Origin of the sequence: Ideonella sp. (genome assembly GCF_041287625.1) — a bacterium.
Lineage (GTDB): Bacteria > Pseudomonadota > Gammaproteobacteria > Burkholderiales > Burkholderiaceae_C > Ideonella.
Map to the genome: position 1 here is coordinate 1 of NZ_JBGGNH010000008.1, position 21,103 is coordinate 21,103.

The 21,103-nt window shown below is 67.1% G+C and carries 21 protein-coding genes and 1 pseudogene; 6 read left to right on the forward strand and 16 right to left on the reverse strand.

Going from position 1 to position 21,103, the window contains the following annotated elements; all coding sequences use genetic code 11:
• Together ACAH41_RS01765 and ACAH41_RS01770 are read right to left on the reverse strand one after the other, a co-directional pair.
• A partial coding sequence (locus tag ACAH41_RS01765; protein WP_370538137.1) for a response regulator occupies window positions 1-287 on the reverse strand: 287 nt, incomplete at its 3' end.
• Window positions 288-352: 65 nt separating this feature from the next.
• Window positions 353-820, reverse strand: a complete 468-nt coding sequence (locus ACAH41_RS01770; RefSeq protein ID WP_370538138.1) for a hypothetical protein — start codon at window positions 818-820, stop codon at window positions 353-355.
• A 254-nt stretch (window positions 821-1,074) separates the two neighbouring features.
• Between ACAH41_RS01770 and ACAH41_RS01775 the strand changes: the two genes are divergently transcribed.
• Window positions 1,075-2,226 carry a histidine kinase gene (locus ACAH41_RS01775; protein WP_325649368.1) on the forward strand — a complete coding sequence of 384 codons (1,152 nt, stop codon included), beginning with the start codon at window positions 1,075-1,077 and terminating at the stop codon, window positions 2,224-2,226.
• The gene (locus ACAH41_RS01780) at window positions 2,223-2,861 is read left to right on the forward strand and encodes a response regulator transcription factor (protein ID WP_325649369.1); all 639 of its coding nucleotides are present in this window, start codon (window positions 2,223-2,225) and stop codon (window positions 2,859-2,861) included. The genes ACAH41_RS01775 and ACAH41_RS01780 overlap by 4 nt, the downstream gene beginning before the upstream one ends.
• Window positions 2,862-2,898: 37 nt before the next feature.
• On the opposite strand, the gene ACAH41_RS01785 is transcribed toward ACAH41_RS01780, so the two are convergent.
• The 9 genes and pseudogenes from ACAH41_RS01785 to flhD all read right to left on the reverse strand — a co-directional run bounded on the left by ACAH41_RS01785 (window position 2,899) and on the right by flhD (window position 11,161).
• A complete protein-coding gene (locus tag ACAH41_RS01785) occupies window positions 2,899-5,136 on the reverse strand; it encodes a response regulator (protein ID WP_325649371.1) in 2,238 nt (745 codons plus the stop codon).
• A 165-nt stretch (window positions 5,137-5,301) separates the two neighbouring features.
• A complete protein-coding gene (locus ACAH41_RS01790) occupies window positions 5,302-6,048 on the reverse strand; it encodes a class I SAM-dependent methyltransferase (RefSeq protein WP_325649372.1) in 747 nt (248 codons plus the stop codon).
• Window positions 6,049-6,232: 184 nt separating this feature from the next.
• A complete protein-coding gene (locus tag ACAH41_RS01795; RefSeq protein ID WP_325649374.1) occupies window positions 6,233-6,637 on the reverse strand; it encodes a hypothetical protein in 405 nt (134 codons plus the stop codon).
• A 77-nt stretch (window positions 6,638-6,714) separates the two neighbouring features.
• Window positions 6,715-7,347, reverse strand: a complete 633-nt coding sequence (locus ACAH41_RS01800; RefSeq protein WP_325649375.1) for a protein phosphatase CheZ — start codon at window positions 7,345-7,347, stop codon at window positions 6,715-6,717.
• A 31-nt stretch (window positions 7,348-7,378) separates the two neighbouring features.
• Window positions 7,379-7,777 carry a chemotaxis response regulator CheY gene (cheY, locus tag ACAH41_RS01805; protein WP_141287261.1) on the reverse strand — a complete coding sequence of 133 codons (399 nt, stop codon included), beginning with the start codon at window positions 7,775-7,777 and terminating at the stop codon, window positions 7,379-7,381.
• 59 nt (window positions 7,778-7,836) lie between these two features.
• Window positions 7,837-8,775 (reverse strand): flagellar motor protein MotB, encoded by a 939-nt coding sequence (gene motB / locus ACAH41_RS01810; RefSeq protein WP_325649378.1) that lies wholly within the window; start codon window positions 8,773-8,775, stop codon window positions 7,837-7,839.
• 37 nt (window positions 8,776-8,812) lie between these two features.
• Window positions 8,813-9,670, reverse strand: coding sequence for a flagellar motor stator protein MotA (gene motA, locus ACAH41_RS01815; protein ID WP_325649379.1), 858 nt, complete (start codon window positions 9,668-9,670; stop codon window positions 8,813-8,815).
• A 562-nt stretch (window positions 9,671-10,232) separates the two neighbouring features.
• A pseudogene (gene flhC, locus ACAH41_RS01820) lies at window positions 10,233-10,766 on the reverse strand (flagellar transcriptional regulator FlhC); the annotation flags it as partial.
• A gap of 71 nt (window positions 10,767-10,837) precedes the next feature.
• Window positions 10,838-11,161 (reverse strand): flagellar transcriptional regulator FlhD, encoded by a 324-nt coding sequence (gene flhD / locus ACAH41_RS01825; protein WP_141287257.1) that lies wholly within the window; start codon window positions 11,159-11,161, stop codon window positions 10,838-10,840.
• A gap of 362 nt (window positions 11,162-11,523) precedes the next feature.
• On the opposite strand from flhD, the gene ACAH41_RS01830 reads away from it, so the two are divergent.
• The 3 genes from ACAH41_RS01830 to ACAH41_RS01840 are packed head-to-tail and all read left to right on the forward strand — an operon-like array spanning window position 11,524 to window position 14,592.
• Window positions 11,524-12,564: a hypothetical protein gene (locus ACAH41_RS01830; protein ID WP_325649382.1), complete on the forward strand. Its 1,041-nt coding sequence runs from the start codon at window positions 11,524-11,526 to the stop codon at window positions 12,562-12,564.
• A gap of 20 nt (window positions 12,565-12,584) precedes the next feature.
• The gene (locus ACAH41_RS01835) at window positions 12,585-13,895 is read left to right on the forward strand and encodes a hypothetical protein (RefSeq protein ID WP_325649383.1); all 1,311 of its coding nucleotides are present in this window, start codon (window positions 12,585-12,587) and stop codon (window positions 13,893-13,895) included.
• Window positions 13,888-14,592, forward strand: coding sequence for a class I SAM-dependent methyltransferase (locus ACAH41_RS01840; protein ID WP_325649384.1), 705 nt, complete (start codon window positions 13,888-13,890; stop codon window positions 14,590-14,592). The genes ACAH41_RS01835 and ACAH41_RS01840 overlap by 8 nt, the downstream gene beginning before the upstream one ends.
• A gap of 24 nt (window positions 14,593-14,616) precedes the next feature.
• Here the strand turns inward: ACAH41_RS01840 and ACAH41_RS01845 are convergent, their stop codons facing one another.
• Complete coding sequence (locus ACAH41_RS01845) at window positions 14,617-16,161, reverse strand: methyl-accepting chemotaxis protein (RefSeq protein ID WP_325649386.1); 1,545 nt, start codon at window positions 16,159-16,161, stop codon at window positions 14,617-14,619.
• 308 nt (window positions 16,162-16,469) lie between these two features.
• On the opposite strand from ACAH41_RS01845, the gene ACAH41_RS01850 reads away from it, so the two are divergent.
• Window positions 16,470-16,973, forward strand: a complete 504-nt coding sequence (locus ACAH41_RS01850; RefSeq protein ID WP_325649388.1) for a hypothetical protein — start codon at window positions 16,470-16,472, stop codon at window positions 16,971-16,973.
• Between the two features lie 57 nt (window positions 16,974-17,030).
• On the opposite strand, the gene ACAH41_RS01855 is transcribed toward ACAH41_RS01850, so the two are convergent.
• The 4 genes from ACAH41_RS01855 to ACAH41_RS01870 are packed head-to-tail and all read right to left on the reverse strand — an operon-like array spanning window position 17,031 to window position 21,031.
• A complete protein-coding gene (locus ACAH41_RS01855) occupies window positions 17,031-17,276 on the reverse strand; it encodes a hypothetical protein (protein ID WP_325649390.1) in 246 nt (81 codons plus the stop codon).
• Between the two features lie 35 nt (window positions 17,277-17,311).
• Entirely contained in the window at window positions 17,312-18,127 is an 816-nt protein-coding gene (locus tag ACAH41_RS01860) for a hypothetical protein (protein ID WP_325649391.1), read from the reverse strand.
• 16 nt (window positions 18,128-18,143) lie between these two features.
• A complete protein-coding gene (locus ACAH41_RS01865; RefSeq protein WP_325649393.1) occupies window positions 18,144-19,517 on the reverse strand; it encodes a hypothetical protein in 1,374 nt (457 codons plus the stop codon).
• Window positions 19,517-21,031: a methyltransferase domain-containing protein gene (locus tag ACAH41_RS01870; RefSeq protein WP_325649395.1), complete on the reverse strand. Its 1,515-nt coding sequence runs from the start codon at window positions 21,029-21,031 to the stop codon at window positions 19,517-19,519. Before ACAH41_RS01870 ends, ACAH41_RS01865 begins: the two co-directional genes overlap by 1 nt.
• Window positions 21,032-21,103: the final 72 nt, after the last annotated feature.

A 21,103-nucleotide genomic window follows, 5' to 3' on the forward strand; every position in this document is an offset into this window, starting at 1 on the left:
GCGGCGCGGCCGGCCTGCTTCATCTGGTCGCTGGACTCGGTGGTCAGGATCAGGATGGGCGTGGCCTTGAACTTGGGGTTCTCGCGCAGCTTCTTGGTCAGGCTGATGCCGTCCATGCGGGGCATGTTCTGGTCGGTCAGCACCAGGTTGAAGTCGCGCTGGCCGGCCTTCTCCCAGGCGTCCTGGCCATCCACGGCTTCAACGACGTTGAAACCGGCGTTCTTCAGGGTGAACGCCACCATTTGGCGCATCGAGGGGGAATCGTCAACGGCAAGAATCGAGTGCATCGCTTTTTCTCCGGGAAACTTTGTAAGGGGCTGAGGCTGGGGTGCCGAACTGGGCGGAAGAGGGGCTAGAACAGATCGATGGAACCGGCGTCCATTTCGTCCTGGGTCACCGGATTCGGGCGGCCGGGGCCGTCCTCCACGATCGCCATCCCGTCTTCGTCTTCATCCCCCATGGCGTCACGGGCGATTCGGTCCGCGCAACTGCGCAGCCGCTTCTGGGTGTGGCAGATCAACTGGGTGGCCATGTCATGGAACTGCAGCGCGGTGATCGCGCCTGCCAGGTTCTGCATGGCGACATGCATGCTGCCGTCGAGGTCGGGCAGTGCTTTCAATGCGCTCATCACGTCGGTCAGCTGGCTGCTGGCGCCGTAGAAGTGCCCGGACAGCGTTTCACTCGCGTCGTCCAGCAGCCGTTGCAGGCGCTCCAGGTCGTTGCTGGCCACCATGAGGTGATCCTGGAGGTCAGCGGCCGCCAGCAATGGCATGCCGGGACCTCCTCCCGCATCAGGCACTTGGACTTCAATTGTCTGCATCGTTGCTCCAGGGCAGTTTTTCCGTTCTCCCCCTTTTTCGGGGCCGGCCGGGCTGCACGCCACTCGGCCTCCCACAGACACTGTCAGTGGAGGAGTTGCCAGTGATTTTTCGGCACGAGACCGCCTGGGGTTGACCCGATCACTGGCAGAAAGAAGGCGTATTTCGTGATTAAGGGCCAGCGAGGGCCGCCCTGGGTGCGAGAAAACTGGGTGCTGCCCGGCGAGGCCATCGAACGCTGGTTCATACTTGCGCAATGGCTGTTCCTGATCCGAGCCGCCCGCTGCGGGTGCTGCACCTGGAAGACTCCGACCTTGACCATGCGCTGGTCATGGCCCATTTGCAGCGAGGGGCGCTGCAGGTCGACACCCTGAGGGTCGACACCGAGCCCGGCTTTCGCGCCGCGCTGGCCCAGCCGTGGGACGCCATCATTTCCGACTACAACCTGCCCGGCTTCTCCGGCCTGAAGGCGCTGGAGATCGTGCGCGGCATGGGGCTGCAACTGCCCTTCATCCTGGTGTCCGGCGAAATCGGTGAAGACGTGGCGGTGCAGGCCATGCGTGACGGCGCCAGCGACTACCTGCTCAAGGCCAAGCTGGCCCGGCTGGTGCCGGCGGTCGAGCATGCGATTGCCGCGCACCAGACGCTGTGCGCCCGCCAGCGCGCCGACCGCGAGCTGACCGCGTCGCGCCAGCGCCTGTCCGAGCTGGCCCAGCACCTGCAGACCAGCGTGGAGATGGAGCGCGCGGCAATCGCCCGCGAGATCCACGACGACGTGGGCGGCGGCCTGAGCGCGCTGAAGTTCGAGCTGGCCTGGATGGCGCGCCAGCCCAGCACGCCGCCGGAACTGAAGGCCAGGCTCGAAACCTCGATCGAGACGGTGACCCATGCGCTGGAAGCCAGCCAGCGCATCATGCACAACCTGCGCCCGGCCATCCTGGAGCAGGGGCTGGTGGCCGCGCTGCAATGGATGAGCAGCCGCTTCGAGAAGCGCACCGGCATCGTCACCGAGTTCCGCACCAGCCAGGACAACCCGGTGCTGCCGGCCGGCGTGCCGCTGGTGGCCTACCGCACCGCCCAGGAGGCGCTGACCAACGTCAGCAAGCATGCCCAGGCCAGCAAGGTGCGCATCGACCTGTCGATGGCGCAGGAGGTGCTGTCGCTGGAGGTGAGCGACAACGGCAAGGGCCTGTCCGGCGAGGACCTGGCCAAGACCCGCAGCTTCGGCATCCGCGGGCTGCACGAGCGGGCGTCCACCGTGGGCGGCTGGGTCGACCTGTCGAGCGGCCCGACGGGCACAACGCTGATACTCTCGGTGCCACTGCAGCCCGATGCCATCCCGACACTCCCCGGCGACGAGGATGACGACGACCGGCCGCACGACCCGTCCGCCTGGGGAAGCCTATGACCCGCGTCATTGTTTGTGACGACCACGCCCTGATCCGCCGCGGCATCCGCGACACCCTGGCCGATGCGCCCGACCTCGAAGTCATCGGCGAGGCCGGTGACTACGGTGAGCTGCGCAGCCTGCTGCGCAAGGACACCTGCGACGTGCTGGTGCTGGACATCAACATGCCCGGCCGCAGCGGCCTGGACGTGCTGCACGTGCTGAAGGACGAAGGCTCGCCGGTCAAGGTGCTGGTGGTCAGCATGTACCCGGAAGACCAGTACGCGATCCGCGCGCTGAAGGCCGGCGCGCATGGCTATGTCAACAAGGGTGGCGACCCGGCGGTGCTGGTGCAGGCCGTGCGCACGGTGGCCCAGGGCCGCAAGTACATCACCCCCGAGATCGCCCAGCTGCTGGCCGAGAACATCGGCAAGGACGACCAGCACGAGAGCCCGCACGAAAAGCTCTCCGACCGCGAACTGCAGACCCTGGTGATGATCGCCTCCGGCAAGCGCCTCTCGGACATCGCCACCGAACTCACGCTGTCGCCCAAGACGGTCAGCGTCTACCGGGCCCGGGTGCTGGAAAAGCTGGCGCTGGGCAACAACTCGGAACTGACGGTCTACGCGATCCGCAATGGTTTGGTAGGCGAGTAGATCGAGCACCCGGCTTCACGGGTACGTGAAGCCGCCTTCAGTCCGTCACCTGCGCGTAGTGTTCGCGCTCCTGCCTGCCGTGGTCCAGCCAGCGCAGCAGCATCAGGTACAGGTGCTCGGGGTTGACCGGCTTGGTGATGAAGTCGTCCATGCCGGCGGCCAGGCAGGCCTGGCGATCGCTGTCGAAGGCGTTGGCGGTGAGGGCGAGGATGGGGACGTGGGGCGGGTCGGCACGGCCGGCGCGCAGGCGGCGCGCCACTTCCAGGCCGTCGAGCTCGGGCATCTGCATGTCCAGCAGCAGCAGGTCGAAGTCCTTGGCCAGCGCCAGGTCCAGCGCCTTGGCGCCATCGTCCACCGCGGTGACCTGCAGGCCTGCGTGGGCCAGGAATTCGCAGGCGATCTCGCGGTTCACCGGGTTGTCTTCGGCCAGCAGCACGCGCGCGCCTGGGTGGCGCTGGCGCAGCAGCAGGTCGGCGCCGTGGTTGTCGCCGCTGGACAGCGTGGCCGTGGTCACCGGCTCGCCGCGCTGCATCGGCACCCGCAGCCAGAAGACGCTGCCGCGGCCGGGTTCGCTGGTGGCACCGGCCTCGCCGCCCATCCAGCGCGCCAGCTTGCGCGTGATGGCCAGGCCCAGCCCGGTGCCGCCGAAGCGGCGCACCACGGTTTCGTCGGCCTGCTCGAACTCGCCGAACAGGCGGTCCAGCACCTTGGGCTCGACGCCCGGCCCGGTGTCCTCGACTTCCAGCAGCAGCTCCAGCCGCTGTGGGTCGGCGGCCAGCGGCTGGCAACGGGCGTTCAGCGAGATGCCGCCTCGCTCGGTGAACTTGACCGCATTGTTGGCGTAGTTCAGCAAGGCCTGGCGCAGGCGCAGTGGGTCGCCGCGCAACCAGTCGGGGCAGTCGCGGTGGTCCACGCTGAGCGACAGGCCCTTGGCCTCGGCGGCCGGCGTGACCAGCGAGATCACCGAGTCCAGCAAGGCCGGCAGCGAGAAGTCCACCGCCTCCAGCTGTTGCCCACCCGCTTCGAGCTTGGAGGCATCGAGGATGTTGTTCAACAAGGCCAGCAGGTGGCCGGCGGCGCTGTGGATGCGCTCCAGCCGTTCGGCCTGCTGCGGCGTGCACGGGCTGCGCTTGAGCAGCAGCGTCATGCCCACGACCGCGTGCAGCGGTGTGCGGATCTCATGGCTCATGTTGGCCAGGAAGGCCGCCTTGGTGCGGGCCGCGCTTTCGGCCGCCTGGCGGGCCTGGACCAGCAGGCTGCGCTCGCGGGCCAGGCGCCAGCAGAGGAAGGCCAGCATCGCCAGCGTCAGCGTGGCGAAGCCCAGCACGCCCAGTGTCAGGCGCAGGCGGGTGGCCTGCAGTTCCACCATCGGCCGGTAGGTCAGCACCACCCAGCGCATGTTGTGCGACTGTTGCGGCGCCTGGTCCATGGCCATCGGGTCCATGCTGCGCCAGCCCCACAGCCCGTCATCGATGGCGGTGCCTTCGCGCTCGGCCTGCACGCGTGACCACAGCGCGCGGTGCTGGTTGCTGAAGTCGGCGGTGCGGGGCGCCGAGGCCGCGCCGGACGGCGTCTGGTCGCGGAATTCCCGCTGCCAGCGGCCCTGGTCGTCCAGCAGCAGCAGCTGGCGGTTGCCGATGGTGGAGCTGCGGTCCAGCGTGGCGAAGATCGCGTTGGCATCGAGGTTGATGATCAGCAGGCCCAGCGGCTTGCCGGCATCGTCGGCCACGCCAATGCACACCCGCAGCACCAGTTGCAGCGGCAGCAGCACCTTGCCGTGCTCCTGGTAAGCATCGACCTGCGACAGGTAGATCGCGCCGGGCCGCATCACCCGGGCTTCCCTGACGAAATAGCGCTCGGACTTGTCCTGCAGCTCGGCGGCCCCCTCGACCCGCTGCGGTTGCCCGTCGACCAACTGCATGCGCACCCGCTCGCGGCCGGAGGTGTCCAGCCAGCGCACCTGCTGGTAGCTGGCGTTGCGTTGCAGCAGGCTGCGGAAGGCCTCGACCATCGGCTGCGTGTCGTCCGGGTGGGCCAGGGTCCGGCGCACCGGCGCTTCCTGGGTCAGCGAACGCACATGCCGGAACACCGGCGCAAGCGACTCGGTCAGCGCAGTGGCCCCGCGCAGCGCCGCCGATTGCTCGGCAAACAGCGCCCGGTCTTCCTCATAGTCCAGCCCGCGCCACAGCGCCGCCCCTGCCAACACGCAGGTCAGGGCACCGAAGGGAAGCATCAGCCTGGCGAAATGCTTCAGCACACGGGCACGGGTGTGCAAACAACCGTCTCCGGTGCCGTCAAGTCTTGTGTCATGGGCCTGTAGCCGAATGGCTGGCTGCAGTGTCGTTGAGCTTGCGCTTGCGGTGAAATTCCATGGTCAAAGAATGGTCAGCCAGTCCTCACGACAGCGGACGAGCTGCCGCAGGTTGCGGACCTGGCGCTTTCAGCGCCGCCTGAACGGCGCCTGGTACAGCCACACCGGCTTGCCGGCGACGCTTTCGAGCTTGGCCTCGGGCAGCAGTTCGGCGGCTTCGAATTCCAGGCTGACCAGCCAGCCGCCGGGCTGCAGTTCCCGCTCGGCCTTGGCCACGGCGCGGGGCATGCTCTCGGGGCGCTGGAAGAGGTAGACCAATTGGTGGGCGGACCAGTCGCAGGCCCAGATGTCGGCCCGCCTGACCTGCGCGCGCAGGCCGTTGCGGCGGCAGCGCCAGTCGCACAGCAGGCGCAGCGGCCAGCTCCATTCCAGGCCCAGCAGGCGGGCCAGGGGGTATTCGCTGCGCAGCGCGCGCAAGCCGTCACCCAGTCCGCAGCCGGCCTCCAGCAGCGAAGCTTCGGGTGGCAGCGGCGCGGCCTGCGCCAGGCCTTTCAGCGCGGCTTCGGGTGTGGGGAAAAGCGGTGCGTCGCGCCAGCTGCGCAGCGGGTAGAGCAGCAGCAGGCCGCCCAGCGGCAACAGCCAGACCCAGCCCGGCAGGCCGGCCCCGCCCAGGGCCAGCAGCGAGAGCGGAAAGCCCAGTGCAATGAAGCCCTGGCGCCAAAGCGTCTGTCGCCGGGCCAGCAGCGCAGCGCCACAGCCCAGGGCCGCCGCGATCACAAACGCCACCAGCCCTGCCACGCCCAGCGCCGGCAGCCCGAGGAACAAACCCCAGGCGGCAAGCCAGGTCAGCAAGGCAGGAAGCGGCCAGATCAGCATCGGGGCCGATTGTGGCGAGGTGCTGCGGGTGCAGCCGTTGGAGAACCCGGTGTTTGTCGGGTCGTTTCAAGGCGACAAACCGTGGTTGGCGCGCGGGAAGCAGCCGGCGCCGAGCCGCCTTAAGGCGGCTGCGCAACCCGCTCGGCGGGTGGTCTCGCGTATCCGCGGGACCGGGTGCCTCATCTCACTGGTCGTCTTCGCGAATCCACGAGAAACCGGAGGATTTTTTCTCTCCGGTCTTGCGGGTGCGCAGGATCACGTCGAAGCCCTGATAGCCGCCGTTGGCAATGCCGTTGAGCAAGCCGCAGACGTCTTCGCGGCTGAAGGCGTCGCAGTCGCGGCGGAACTGCTTGACGGCCGCGGCCAGGATCTCGCGCGGCACGGCCTGGTGCGTGGCCAGCACCAGCAGCAGCGCAGGGTAGAGCTCGCTGCCGGCCTGCTCGCAGATGACGCGGATGCGTTGCAGCGCATCGGCCGGCGTTGCCCGATGCTGCGGCAGCAGCCAGGCCAGGGCCTGCGCCACCGGGGCATCGAGGTCTTCTGCTTCGGCGGTTGCTGCGGCGGCAGCGGTGTCTGCTGTGTCGCTCATGGGCGTGGCGGGAAGAGGGGGCGGATGGCAAAACGCGCCCGGTGAGGCGCGTTTGTCGGATGCAGGCAGGCGCGGGCTCAGAAGCCCAGGCTGGCCAGCAGATCGTCGACTTCGCCCTGGTTGGTGACGACGTCGGTGCGGCCTTCGGCGTTCACCACCGGGCCTTGCAGCATCTGCGGCTCGATCTTCTCGCGGTGTTCCGGCGGGATGACTTGCACCAGCAGCTTGACCAGGCTGTCTTCCAGGTCGTTGGCCAGCGTCACGACCTTGGCGACCACCTGGCCGGTCAGGTCATGGAAGTCCTGCGCCATCATGATGTCGGTCAGGTGGCTGTCGATTCGCGCGGTGGCGCCTTCGACTTCCTTGACGAAGTTCATCACCGAGCCGGAGGCCACGGCGCGAACCGGGTCGGCCACGATGGCGGCGGCCATGTCACGCGTCAGTTCGGTGATGCGGGCATGGTCGGTCTTGGCCTGGTCAACCGAGTTCAGCACCTTGTTGGCGGCTTCGGCCGTCTTGCTGGCGATGTAGGTCAGCCGGCTGCGGGCGTCGGGCAGGCCGTCGGTGGCGGTTTGCAGCTTGGGCATCACACCCAGTTGCTGCATGGTGTCGTGCAGCACGCGGGTGATGTTGCCGAGTTGCTGGAACACTTCCGGCGAAACCATCAAGGGCTCGACGGGTGCCACGGCTGTCAGATCTTCCATTTTCATGGCTGGGTCCCTGTTGTTGGGGGTGATCGCATCAGGCCGTGGCGGCCAGCTTCTGCATGATCTTCTGGACTTTTTCTTCCAGCGTGGCCTTGGTGAAGGGCTTGACGATGTAGCCGGCGGCGCCACTCTGGGCTGCCAGCACGATGTCTTCCTTGCGCGCTTCGGCGGTCACCATCAGCACCGGCAGGTGCTTCAGGGTGTCGTCGGCCTTGATGGCCTTCAACAGGTCGAAGCCGTTCATGTTGGGCATGTTGATGTCGCTGACGACGAAGTCGAACTTCGCGCCTTTCAGGATGTTCAACGCGACTTGGCCGTCTTCGGCCTCCTCGACGTTGTTGCAGCCCATTTCCTTCAACAGGCCGCGCACGATGCGCCGCATGGTGGAGAAATCGTCAACAACAAGGAATTTCAGGTCGGTGGGGTTGCTCATGTCGGGTTCCTCTCGGCGGTCTTGAGAGCGTTATCGGCGGGGGGTGGGCACACTTGAGTTCAATGTGAAGGCTTTTCTTCGGCCGCCTCCGGCGCCGTGGCCTGCGTTGCTTCCGGCAGCGGCTCCGGCGCGGTCTTGAACACTCGGTCTTCGGCTTCCCGGTTCATCACGATGATCGAGATGCGGCGGTTGCTCGGGTCTGTCGGGTCCTGTCGGTTGAACGGCTGGCTGAAGGCCAGGCCCTGCACCCGCAGGACGCGGTTTTCGGCCAGGCCGCCGGCCATCAACTCCCGTCTCGAAGCATTCGCCCGGTCGGCCGAAAGCTCCCAGTTGCTGTAGCCGCGTTCCCCGCCGGGGAAGGGCGTGGCATCGGTGTGGCCCTCCACGGTCAGCAGGTTGGGCACGTCGCCGAGCACCTCGCCGATCGCGCGCAGCAGTTCACGCATGTAGGGTTTCACGATGGCACTGCCGGAGTCGAACATTGGCCGGTTCTGGTCGTCGACGATCTGGATGCGCAGCCCGTCGCGTGTCATGTCCAGCCGGATCTGCGAGGACAGGGCCCTGAGCTTCTCGCTGGCGCCCATGCGCTGCTCGATGTTGGCCTTCAGTTCCTGCAGCCGCCCGGCTTCGGCGCGCACCTGCTCGGCTTTCAGCGCCTGCAGGTTGAAGGTGCGCTTGCCGGCTTCGATGTCGCCGCGCTTGACTTGGCCGCCGCTGCGGGTGAGGTCCTCGCCGCCGCCCTTGATGATGGACGAAGAGTCGCCAGCACCCGAGCCGCCGCCCATCGCCACCTTCAGCGGCGACTGGAAGAAGTCCTGCAGGCCTTTCTTGTCGCCCTCGGTCGTGGAGCCGAGCAGCCACATCAGCAGGAAGAAGGCCATCATCGCCGTCACGAAGTCGGCATAGGCGATCTTCCATGCACCACCGTGCACGCCATGCCCGCCTTTCTTGACGCGCTTGACGATGATGGGCTGGAGCTTTTTTGCGTCTCCTGCCATCACATGCTCCCGGCTTCAGTGAACGTCATGGTCTCGCTCACTTCTTTTTGACGTGGCTTTCCAGCTCGCCAAAAGTCGGACGTTCAGTCGAATACAACACTTTGCGGCCGAACTCGATCGCGACCTGCGGCGCGTAGCCCTGCATCGAGGCCAGCAGCGTGGTCTTGATGCATTGCAGTTCCTTGCCGTCTTCGTCGATCTTCTGTTCCAGCAGGCCGGCCAGCGGTTCGGCAAAACCGTAGGCCAGCAGAATGCCCAGGAAGGTGCCGACCAGCGCCGAGCCGATCATGCCGCCCAGCACCGCGGGCGGCTGGCCCACCGAGCCCATGGTGTTCACCACGCCCAGCACCGCGGCCACGATGCCGAAGGCGGGCAGTGCGCCGGCCAACCGGGCGATGGCCGCCGAAGCGCTGTGGGCCTCGTGGTGGTGGGTTTCGAGCTCGGTGTCCATCAAGGACTCGATCTCGTGGGCGTTCAGGTTGCCCGAGACCATCATGCGCAGGTAATCGGTGATGAACTCGGTCACGTGGTGGTCATGGCCCACGACCGGAAATTTCTGGAACAACGGCGAGTTGTGCGGATCTTCCACGTCCTTCTCGATCGACATCAGGCCTTCCTTGCGGGCCTTCTGCAGGATCTCGAACAGCAGCGCCAGCAGCTCCATCGCGCGGGCCTTGGAATACTTCGAACCCTTGAAGCAGGCCCCCAGCCCCTTCATCGTGGCCTTCAGCACCTTGGGCTGGTTGTTGGCCACCATGGCGCCGATCGCGCCACCAAAGATGGTCAGCATTTCAAAGGGCAGGGCGTGCAGGATCACCCCGATGTTGCCCCCGTGCGCGATGTACACGCCGAAGATGCAACCGATGGCGAGCAGCCAACCGACGATGACGAACATGGTGTGGAGTTCCGAATCTCATGGAGTCGCCAGGAGTGCGACCCTTGGCGAACATATCGGTGCTGAGCATCGCCGGCTTGAGATCTGCGGAACGCCGGAAAAGCGGTCCCAAAGTCCGCTTTCGCGGCCCCGAGCGCCGTAAAAGGGGATTCGCGAGCGCCTGTCGCGGTGCCCCTCTCGAACCCAGAACCTCGCGCCCAAAGAAAAATGGCGGGCTCCACGAGGGAGTCCGCCAGGAAAGCACAGGGAGTGCTAGGAGGAGACAAGCATGAAACGCTGCAGCGAGGGTCCTGCGCGAAGCAGGCACTGCGTAAGGGAGTCTTCGGCAGCGGCGGTGTGAACTTGAGGGGCTTGCGGGTTTACCTCAGGGCCGCGGCTGTCGAACAGGAAATCGTGGGTGGCCGGGACGTCAGTGCGTCTCGGCGGAGGTGTCCGCGGAGGTGTCGGCAGTTTTCTTGACCCGGGCGAGCGCGGCTTCTTCCGCCTCGTCGGCGGCGGCGGCCGCAGCGGCCAGGGCGCTGGCTTCCTGCTGGCTTTGTTGCACACGCTCCGCGGCGCTGGGCAACTGCAGCGCGCCAGCCTGGCGGCCCTTGCCGGCGCGGGCTGGCGGGTTGCACAGGCCGCAGATGAAGTGGCGGGCAATCTCGTGCGGGTGGGTCACGTAGTGGCCGCCGCAGCCGGTGCACTTGGTCATGGTCAGCATGCCGTTGTCGACGAACTTGACCAGACGCCAGGCGCGGGTGACGGAGAGCATCGGCTCCAGGCCTTGCGAGGCGGTCTGCTCCATGTAGAGCTGGTAGGCCTTGATGACGGTGTCGATCTCTTCGAGTTCCGAGGTCTTGTTCAGGTACTCGTGGATGTTCAGGAACAGGCTGGCGTGGATGTTGGGCTGCCAGGTCATGAACCAGTCGGTCGAGAACGGCAGCTGGCCCTTGGACGGGCTCTTGCCCGAGACTTCCTTGTACAGGCGCAGCAAGCGCTCGTAAGACAGGTCGGTTTCCGATTCCAGCACCTGCAGGCGGGCGCCCAGGTTGATCAGGATGACGGCACGTTCGATCTGCCGTGCTTCGGTCAGGATGCTTTTGCTGCGGGCCATGGTGTTCTCCGTCCTGTCTTGTGTCTGTAGATGTCAAAGGGTCCGCTGCGCGGCCGGACCCGGCAGCCAGGTCAGGCCGCCTCTTGATGGCGGCCGGCCATCAGAATGGAAGCGTGGAGGCGGGAAACCGAGTCGTTCGAGGCCGACTTGCCGTGGCTGGTCAGCAGGCCCCAGACCAGGTCGTCGTCCATGCGGAAGCGGCACAGCAGCGTGTTGCCGGTGGCGATCTTCATCATCTGCGCGGGCGTCAGTGCGCTGATCAGGTTGGCGGTCTCTTCCGAAACACCGAGGCGGAACAGGGCTTGTTCGCGGTCTGAGCGGATCAGGCTCTGGGCCAGCATCAGGTAAGACAGGTTGGCTTCGCGGATCTCGGCGAGGATTTGGTTGGTGTCCATGTGTCTGCTCCTAGGAGTGGCTGGCGGCTTGCCGGGTGAAGATCAAGATGCGATGGAGTGAACTGTAGGGATGGATACAAAGCAGAAACATCGGGGTACTTCCGCGGCTTGAGTCCCGGTTTTCCCGATGCGCGTGTCAGGCAAATTCCTACACGCTGGCGGCGGGGCCTCCTGCAAAGCGCCCGAAATCCGCCCTCTGCGGGCAAACCGACGGCCACTTGTGCCGCCGCAAGATGCCCCGAAAAGCGCGGTCACATCGGCGCTTTGCCGGCTCAAGTGCCCTCCTAGACTGGCGCCACGCCTCGCGGCCCGCCCGCATGGCGAACCCCACGCCAGCCAGAGACAACCCAGGAGCGCCCCCTGTGAAACCCTATCTGATCCTCTACCGCGCGGGTCCAGGCTCCCTGCATCCGCACACCATCGAACGCCTGGAACAGCAGAACTTCGACTATGCGCTGTCCTGGTTCGGCGATGAACACCCCCAGGCGCCCGGCGCGGTCTTTGTCCACATGCAAAAAGGCCCCAAATACCCGGGCCTGGAACGCACGCTGGCGGCCCACTGGGAACTGATCTCGAAGTACCGCTACGTCTGGATGCCGGACGACGACCTGCTCTGCGTGCCCGAGCAGGTCTCGCGCATGTTCGTCACCTGCGACGACCTGCAGCTCGAACTGGCCCAGCCCGCGCTGACACCCGACTCCTACTTCGTGCACCCGATCACGCTGCAGCATGCCGAATTCCAGCTGCGCTTCACCAACTTCGTCGAGATCATGGCGCCGGTGCTGTCGACCGAGTTCCTGGCGCGCGTGTTCCCCACGCTGGCCGGCAACATCAGCGGCTACGGGCTGGACAGCGTCTGGCCGCGCATGAGCAAGCTCGGCCGCGTGGCCATCCTGGACGACGTGCCGGTCAAGCACACCCGGCCGCTGGGCGGGCCGAACTACAAGTTCAACCAGCAGGCCGGGCTGACCGCGCTGCAGGAAGACTGGATCACCTGCGCCAGCCATTTCATCGACGCCAATGGCGACTTCCAGATCAACTACGGCGGCCTGCTGCAGAACGGCGACGCCATCGCCATCGGCGAGACCGAAGAAGAGATGGAGGCGATGCTGCAGGCGCTGCTGTCGTCCTGCAGCCAGGTGCCGGTCACCGCGCTGCAGGTCACGCGCTACCTTGGCCAGCATTACCAGTACTGGGGCGGCGGCCAGCAGAACCGGCTGCGCTACCCGCGCTCGCTGATCAGCACGCTGCTGGAACGCGCCGTCAAACCCACCGGCATGCGTTTCAAGAAGCCGGCCGCCAAGCAGGCGGCGGCTGCGCCTGTCGCGGCACCGGTGCCCGCGCCGGCACCCATCCACACGGTCGCCTCGCCGATGCAGTCCTTCGGCCTGCACGCCCGCTGAAACCCTCACTGCTCACGCGCATGCACTACACCACCATCGCCTGCCTGGACGACCTCAGCCGCGACGCCTTCTGGCCGGCCAAGGAGTTCATGTACGACCTGATCCGCGTGCCTGTTTTCCATGCCACCGGCATGGACCTGGGCAAGTCCCCGCGCCGCGGCCAGCGCCACAACCTGAAGCCCGGCTTCGACACCGCCCATTTCCTGCGCCTGTGCGGCGCCGGCTCCGGTCCGCACGACTGGGCTGCGCTGTACCTGGGCATCCCGGCGCCCGCGGCCGACTACCTGAACGCGCACGTGCCCGAAGGCGCGTTGATCGTCGGCTACGAAATGCCGGCCTGGCTGCGCCAGGCGCTGGACCAGGGCGGCCACGCCTGGCTGGACATGCGGCTGTCGCCGCTGCGTTTTGCCAGCGACCTCTACATGGCCCTGGGCACCAACCAGCCCGACCTCTATGCCCGCCTGCTGCCGCACGCCCAGCGCATGGACGAAGTCTTCTCCGAAGCCTCGCTGATGGCCGCGCAGGTGCGCTACCGCCAGCGCTATGACGAATCCGCCGGCCCGTACGACGGCGCCTGGATCTACATCGGCCAGACCGAGGCCGACGCTTCGTTGATCAACCCGCAAGGCCGCTTCGCCCGCGTGGCCGACCATGCCGCCACGCTGCGCCAGCTGGCCGGCAACGAGCGCCTGGCCTACAAGCCGCATCCGCTGGCGCATGGTTTTGCCGCGGCCGAGCACCAGCAGCTCGAACGCATCGTCGGCCGTGCAGTGCCGCTTTGCGAGGCCGAGACCTACGAGCTGATGGCTGGCGAGCGCCCGGTACGCTTCGTGGGCCTGTCTTCCGGCGTGCTGCAGGAGGCGCAGTGGTTCGGGAAGGAGGCTGTTTCGCTGATGGCGCCGATCTGCCAGCCGGCCTTCCAGGCCGAGCACGGCCCCGAGGCCTACCTGCAGATCGCTTCGCATGATTTCCTCAGCGAGCCGATGTGGGCCGCTGCGCTGAACCCCGAGGCGCCGCGCGCCCAGCCGCTGCGCCACCCGCCGCGGCCCAACCACCTGCGCGAGCTGCACAACACCTGGTGGGGCTATGCCAGCCACACCGCCCGCCACAGCGACTTCCATCGCCAGGTCTTCGCCTTGCACGGCAGCCGCCGCGACGACGGCGCCAGCAGCGACACCATGCGCCAGGCCCTGACCCAGGCGCACCACCAGATCGACACGCTGCGCCAGGAAGTGGACGGCCTGAAGGACGCGCTGCGCGTGGTGATGCGCCAGACCGCAACCCGCGCGACCCGCGCTGAGCGCCCTGCCGGGCTGCGTGTCAATGGCTGAGCTTTCTCCCCGCGCCGCCAACGACCCACGCGCTGACGAACGCCTGCCCGGCTTCGAAGTGCTGGGCTTGAAGCGCCCGCAGTTTGCCGACCTGGCGCTGTGGACGCTGCTCAGCGATTACGACTTCGGCAGCGTGCTGGACGTGGGCGGCGGTGCCGGTGAGCACAGCGAGGTCTTCCTCGCGTTTGGCAAACAGGTCACCACGGTGGACTACGGCAAGTCCGTCTACTTCGAGCGCCGCAGCCCGCAGCTGCAATGCGTGATCGGCGACTTCAACACGCTGGAACTGCCCGAGCGCTACGACTGCGTCTGGTGCAGCCATGTGCTGGAACATCAGCTCGACGCTCAGCGTTTCCTTGGCCGGCTGCACGGCGCGCTGCGCGAAGGCGGCGTGTTGGCGCTGAGCGTGCCGCCGATGAAACACCAGATCGTTGGCGGCCACGTCAGCCTGTGGAATGCCGGCCTGCTGCTCTACCGCCTGGTGCTGGCCGGCTTCGACTGCCGCCAGGCCCGCGTGCGCCAGTACGGCTACAACATTTCGGTGCTGCTCGAAAAGCGCAGCATCGAGGTGCCTGAGCTGGCCTTCGACTGCGGCGACATCCGCCGCCTCAAGGCCTTCCTGCCGGCCAACCTGCCGTTCGCCAGCAACGCGCTGGATGACCCGTTCGATGGCAACCTGCAGCGCCTGAACTGGTGAAGGCAGGGGCAGGGGGCCGCGTGTTCAGCGGAACACGCTGACGGCTTCGACCAGCCGGGTGGCCTGCTGACGCAGGCTCTCCGAAGCGGCGGTGCTTTGCTCCACCAGGGCCGCGTTCTGCTGGGTGATTTCGTCCAGGTGGCCCACGGCCTGTCCCACCTGGCCAATGCCGGTGGTCTGCTCATGCGTGGCCGAGCTGATCTCCGCGATCAGGTCCGAAACGCGCCGCACCTGGTTCACGATGTCTTCCATGGTGCGGCCGGCGTCATCCACCAGCTTGGCACCCGACTCGACCTTTTCCACGCTGCTGCCGATCAAGGCCTTGATCTCGCGGGCCGCATCTGCGCTGCGCTGGGCCAGGCTGCGGACCTCGCCGGCCACCACCGCAAAGCCGCGGCCCTGCTCGCCGGCGCGGGCGGCTTCCACGGCAGCGTTCAGTGCCAGGATGTTGGTCTGGAAGGCAATGCCATCGATCACGCCGATGATGTCGGCAATCTTCTTGGAGCTTTGCGTGATGTCGTGCATGGTGTTGACCACCTGCGACACCGCTTTGCCGCCGCGCGAGGCCGCTTCGCTGGCCGAACCGGACAACTGGTTGGCCGTGGTCGCGGTCTCGGCGCTGTTGCGCACCGTGGTCGTCATCTGCATCATGGAGGAGGCCGTCTGCTGCACGCTGGACGCCGCCTGCTCGGTGCGCACGCTGAGATCCTGGTTGCCCTGGGCGATCTCATGGATGGCGGTCTGCAGATTGAGCACCTGCGCGCTCACGTCATCAATCAGCCAGCGGAACATCAGGCCCAGTTGGCTCACGGTGCGCAAGGTCATGCCGATCTCGTCGACCCGGTCCATCTGCACTGCTTTCTGGCTTTCACCGCTGGCCACGCGCAGCGCCTGCGCGCGCAATTGCTCCAGCGGCTTGGCAATCTGGGCCTCCAGCCACAGGCAGGCGAGCAGCGTCAGCGCTGCATTGGCGCCGCCAAATGCTGCCAGCATCAGGCCATTCACCCCCAGCAGCGTTGCCGCAGCGGTCAGGGCAGGGGCCAGCAGCATCAGCGGCAGCCGGATCCGCCAGCGAACCGAAAGGGTCTTGAACATGGACTGCCACGCGGCCAGGCCGGTGCGAACCACCAGCCCTTTGTGGAAGCGCCGGCTGCCGGCCTTGCCCTCGCGCAACTCGCGGTAAAGCTGCTCTGCCCCGGCGATCTCCTCGCGCGAGGCCTTGGTGCGCACCGACATGAAGCCGGCCACCTTGCCGTCGCGCACCACCGGGGTGGCATTGGCGCGCACCCAGTAGTGGTCGCCGTTCTTGCGCCGGTTCTTGACCAGGGCCGTCCATGGCTCGCCGCCCTTGAGCGTGGCCCACATGTCGGCAAAGGCCTCGGCCGGCATGTCGGGGTGGCGCACCAGGTTGTGGGGCTTGCCCATCACCTCTTCCCGCGTGAAACCGCTGACCTCCACAAATGCCGCATTGGCATAGGTGATGTGGCTCTGCGGGTCCGTGGTGGACATCAGGGTCGCGTTGTCGGGGAATTCATATTCCCGCTGGGTGATGGGTTGGTTATCGCGCAATTGGATGTCTCACATGGTTGTGGTGGTTCTGGTGGTGCTGCGGCCCGTGGGCTGAGTGGTATTTCGACGGATGGGTGGAGATGCATGAGCGCTGTTTGGCGCCGGGCGTGAATTAGTCGCAGCCAAGGCGGGCCGCGTTCAGGCCGCCTGCGCCGCGGCTTGGCACAGGCGGCCTGGACGACCCGTCCGGCGGGAACCTGCAGCGCTTGAACTGGTGCGGCCTTGGCCGGCACCGCGCCGGGCGGTGGTCTGACAGACAGGCCGCGGGGCGCTGGAAAAAATTCGCCAGCACTTCCAGGCAGGGTTAGATGAAGCTCATACAGCGTCTTTTCAGCATTGTTCATGGCCTGATGGCCGCGCTCTTCGCATTTGCCGCGCTCATGCTGGTCATCATTGCCGCGCACATGGGCTGGCAGGCCTTCACGGGCGGGCTGGACAGCGGCGCGGCGCAGGCCATCATCGAGGCCGTGGGCCTGCTGGCCGCGGCGGTGGTGGCGCTGCAGATTGCCGAGACCATTGCCGAGGAAGAGGTGATCCGCGACGCGGATGTCAGCGCGCCCACGCGGGTACGGCGCTATCTCTCGCGCTTCTTTGTCGTGGTCGTGGTGGCGCTGGGCATCGAAGGCCTGGTGGCCAGCTTCAAGGCCATCCATGAAGACCTGGCCTTGCTGCCGCAGGCCGCAGCGCTGATCGTCTCGGTCGGCGTCCTGCTGGCCGCCTGGGGCGTGTTCATCCGCTTCAATCGCGATGCCGAGGAACTGGAACCCGAGGCGATGGCCGCGGCCAAGCAGGAGGACGAGAAAGTGGCGTGAGCGAGGCTGGGCGGAGAGCGATGCATCCACACATGGCGATCTGCCGCGCACGGCAGCTCACCACAAACGTTCGGCGTAGTGCTCGCGCACGTGCTGGTTCAGGTAGGTGTTCAGCCCGTCGCCGGCGCGGGCCAGGCGCGTCATCTCGGCGACGTGTCTTGCGCCTGGCGCATTGGCGTCGTAGCGGTAGCAGCCACCGTGCTTGAACTCAAGCGCGATCCAGCCTGGGCCGGTGGCGTAGGCGGCAATGCCGGAGTCGTTGTGCGGCTTGCCATAGGGCTGCAGGGCGGGTCGCTTGGCCATGGTGGCCGATGGGACCGCTGGCGCGGCCCGAAAGTTCAGGCGGCCTGGGCGGCGGGCGCGTAGAGGCCCGTGTAGCGGTTCAACCCCAGTTGGCGCACCAGTGCGTCGAACGGCGCGGTGGGCAAGCCGGGATGCGGTTGCCAGTCGCCACCGGGGCGGATGGGCGAGCCCAGGTCCATGCCGCCGTGGCCGGCGTCGCCCTTGGCATAGAACTGGTGGGCGCGCAGCAGGTCGTCGTGCGGCACCAGGCCCAGGCCTTGGCAGGCGCTGCGCAGCGTGGGCAAGGTCTGGTTGACCAGGTCTTCGCAGTGCAGCAGCGGCTGGCCGCTGGCCTTCAGCTGCTGGGCGCGCATGGCGTAGAACAGCAGGAACTGCTCCAGTGGGTCGCTCATCGCTGCGAGCTGGCGCGAGAGCACCGGGTCCATCGCGTCGCACCAGGCAAGCAGCCGCGGCAGGCGCAGCGTGCGCCAGTTGTGCAGGTGCTGTTGATCCTTGGCGTGCTTGCCGGCGTCGTAGGTCCAGAGGGACACGAACATCGCGTACGGATTGCGGATCAGGCCGACGCCGCGCCAGGCGTGGCGCGGGTGGAAGACGCCTTGCTTCAGCAGCAGGTGCGTGGCACCGGTCTTCAGCGTCGGGCCGAACAGGCGCTCGACCTCCACGCGCGGCACGCGGTTGGCCGGCCAGATGCGCAGCAGCTTGAACAGCGCGGTTTCGGCCGCGGTGTTGCCCACACGCAGGTCGTGCACCACCTGCACCTGCGGGTGGACCGAGAAGGTGCGCAGGAACAGGGTTTCGCCGGAGCGGGCCATCGAGCCCAGTTGCACCACGCGCAGGTCGTTGGCTGGCATGTGGGTTCGCCTCGGCTCAGCGGCGGGTGCCGGCCAGCGTGTGCATGAGGGGGTGCAGGGCTGGCGAGAAGTGGGCCTGCGCACCGAGGCTGGCATTCACGCTGGCGGCAAAGGCCGGGCCGGGCATCGGCTGGACGGCGGCCGGTGCCGCGTCGGCCATGGCCGGTGCGGGCAGTGCGGGCACATCGATTGGCGCGTCAGTCAGCCACTGGGCCATTCGGGTGCCCCAATGGTGGCGGGCCAGCAGCGCGCTGTTCGGCCGGGCCGGTGGTGGCAGGCTGTCCAGCCAGCCGGCGGCGGCCACGCTTTCGGCAATCGCCGGACGGTTGGCGTCGTAGCAGAGCACCTGTTCGGCCGGCAGCGCGGCCTCGGCCAGTGCGCTGTTGTCGTTGGTGATGATGCGGCAGCCCATCGCGGTGGTGGTGTAGACCCGGTCGTGCAGGCCGTGCTGCCAGTTCGGATCGAAGTTCACCAGGCCGAGGTAGTGCGGCACCAGCTTGGCTATGTCGCCATGGCGGATCTGGCCGACGTGGCGGAAGCCCGGCACCTCGCCCAGCAGTTTGTCCCAGCCGCTGCCGAAGAAGTCCACCTGCAGGCCGGTCATGCTGCGCACGGCCGCCAGGCGGCGCTCGCGCTTGAACCAGGAGTCGACCGCGATCGTCGCGGCCAGTTGCTCGTTGCCGGTCATCACTTCAGCCGGCGTCCAGCCCAGGCTGGCGGCCAGTGTGCGTGCGGGCATCGGGTGCGCGTCAGGTGCGGTCAGCGCATCGGCGGTCTGCTGCAAGCGGCGGCTGTCCACCCGGCGGCCGAGCAGGCGCTGCAGCAGCGCGGGCAGGGTTTCGCTGGCCGGTGCGTTGCCGAGTTCGCCGCCAATCGTGCCGACCACGCAGAAGCGGCCTTGCGGCTCGGCCGGCGCGGCGTCTGCGGTGCCGGGCAGGGCCAGTTGCGGGAAGGCGGCAAACGGCAGGTAGCGCCAGTTCACCGGCAGAGTGCCACCCAGCCAGTCGCGGTAGCCGGCTTCGGGCGAGACCAGCGAGAGGCGGGGCTGGCTGGCGGCATCGGCCAGGAATTCCTTCATCACAGGCACGCGGGCCAGGTCATAGAGCAGCGCGTCCAGCAGGTAGACGGCCACCGGCGAACGGCCGAAGTGTTCCCACAGCGGGCGGCCATCGATTTCGGTGGCCAGTGGCATCGGGCCCAGCGAGAGCAGGCCCAGCATCTGCGCGGGTGGCACGGCGGCCAGCGCTTGGGCATCGCCCGGCAGCGTGAAGACACGTGCGTTCAGGCCCTGGCAGGCCAGGCCGGCGGCCATGCGCTCGGCCACGCTCGTCACGGCGTTGTTCGGATGTTCGAAGGCCAGCACGGCCATCACTTCTGCATGGGGCTGCATCACAGCATTTCCTCGGTCGGAATCGGATGGGGGGCGGCTTCGGTGAACACCCAGCTGTCATCGGCAATGCCGCCGAAATCGGCCTGCATCGCGCGGGCCACGGTGCGCTCGCGCGGCGTGGTGGCAATCTTGCGCAGCGTCATCTTCATGAACGCGGCCTGTTCCTTGTTGCAAGGCTTGGTCTGCATGTCCAGCCACTGCGACTGGGCGACCTCGAAGCGGTGCTCGAACCAGCCCAGGTACCAGAACCAGTCGGTGTAGTAGAGCCAGGAGTTCTCGTTCAATGCGCGCAGGTGCGTGGGGTCCTGCCAGGCCGTGAGGGCCTTTTCATAAGGCACCTCGATCTGGAATTCGCCGCCCTCCTTCAGCAGCGTGAGCGCATTGCCCATCAGCATCGGCAGGTCGGGCACGTGCTCCAGCACGTTGTTGGCGTACAGCAGGTCCAGGCTGCCGGGCGCCAGCAGCACTTCGGCGCCGCGCTCGCCCTTGAGCGTCAGCGGGAAGCTGTGCGGCTGGCCCAGGTCCAGCACCAGGTCGGGCTGGGCACGGGCCAGGATGTCGATGTTCAGCCAGCCAGGCTTGTAGTCTTTGCCGGAGCCGAGGTTCACGCGCGTGGGCTTCCACGGCTCGGTCGCGCGGGTCTTGCCCCAGGCCTGGAAAAAGCCGGCGGCAAAGGCCAGCAGGTCGGCATAGGCGTCGATGGTGTCGTGGCGCGCGAAGGCGGCCAGCTTGACCTGGGCCTGCGCGAAAAACGCGGGCTTGGCGAACTGGTGCTGGAAGAAGTTTTCGAGTTCACCGTCCCGAAGCCAGAAGACGGATTCGTCGAAGGCGGCACTGGGCAGGGTCTGCGGGCCGCGTTCGGAAATGACCGGCGTGCCCAGCGACATCGCATGGAAGGCGCGCGCCTGCTCGAAGCGGCTGCTCTCGTAGAAGTGGCAGTTCAGCACTGCCTTGGCCTGGCGCACGAAATGGTCGCGCTCCGGGCCGTACAGCGGGTGGTCGAAGCTGGCGACGTTCCAGCCGCAGGCTTCCACGCGCTGGATGAAGGCCTGGCGGCGTGGGTTCATGCTGCCGAAGAACAGCAGGTCGATCGGGCGCTGGTCCAGCGGCAGCGCCGTGCCGTCGGCCAGGTAAGGCGCGTGGCCAAACGGCACGATGGGCACGTCCTGCGGTTCGCTGCTGTAGCTGGCGACGTTGGCGGCGTCGTAGTCCGCCACTGCGGCGCCGCGCAAGAGGTTCAGGTAGTCGTGGCTGACCCGCGCGCCGCCGTCACCCAGCTGTTCCAGGTTGACGAACACGCAGGCGTGGCGGCGCTGCCAGTCGGCCGGAAAGCCCAGGTGCGCGCCAAAGACGAAGTTCACCGCATCTTCGCGCAGCCGGTTCTTGGCAATCGTCACCTCCGCGCCCATGCGCGAAAACTGGTGGCGGAAATAGCGCGCCTGGTCCAGGAAGCCCAGCGAATGGACATAGCCAGCCGGCTGGATGATGGCCAGGTGAACAGGGGGCAGTTGCATACGCAGGTTTCCTCGGCCGCCGGCGGCAACTGCCAGCGCTGAGGCGATGGTGCCTGCGCGTGCCGTGAACTA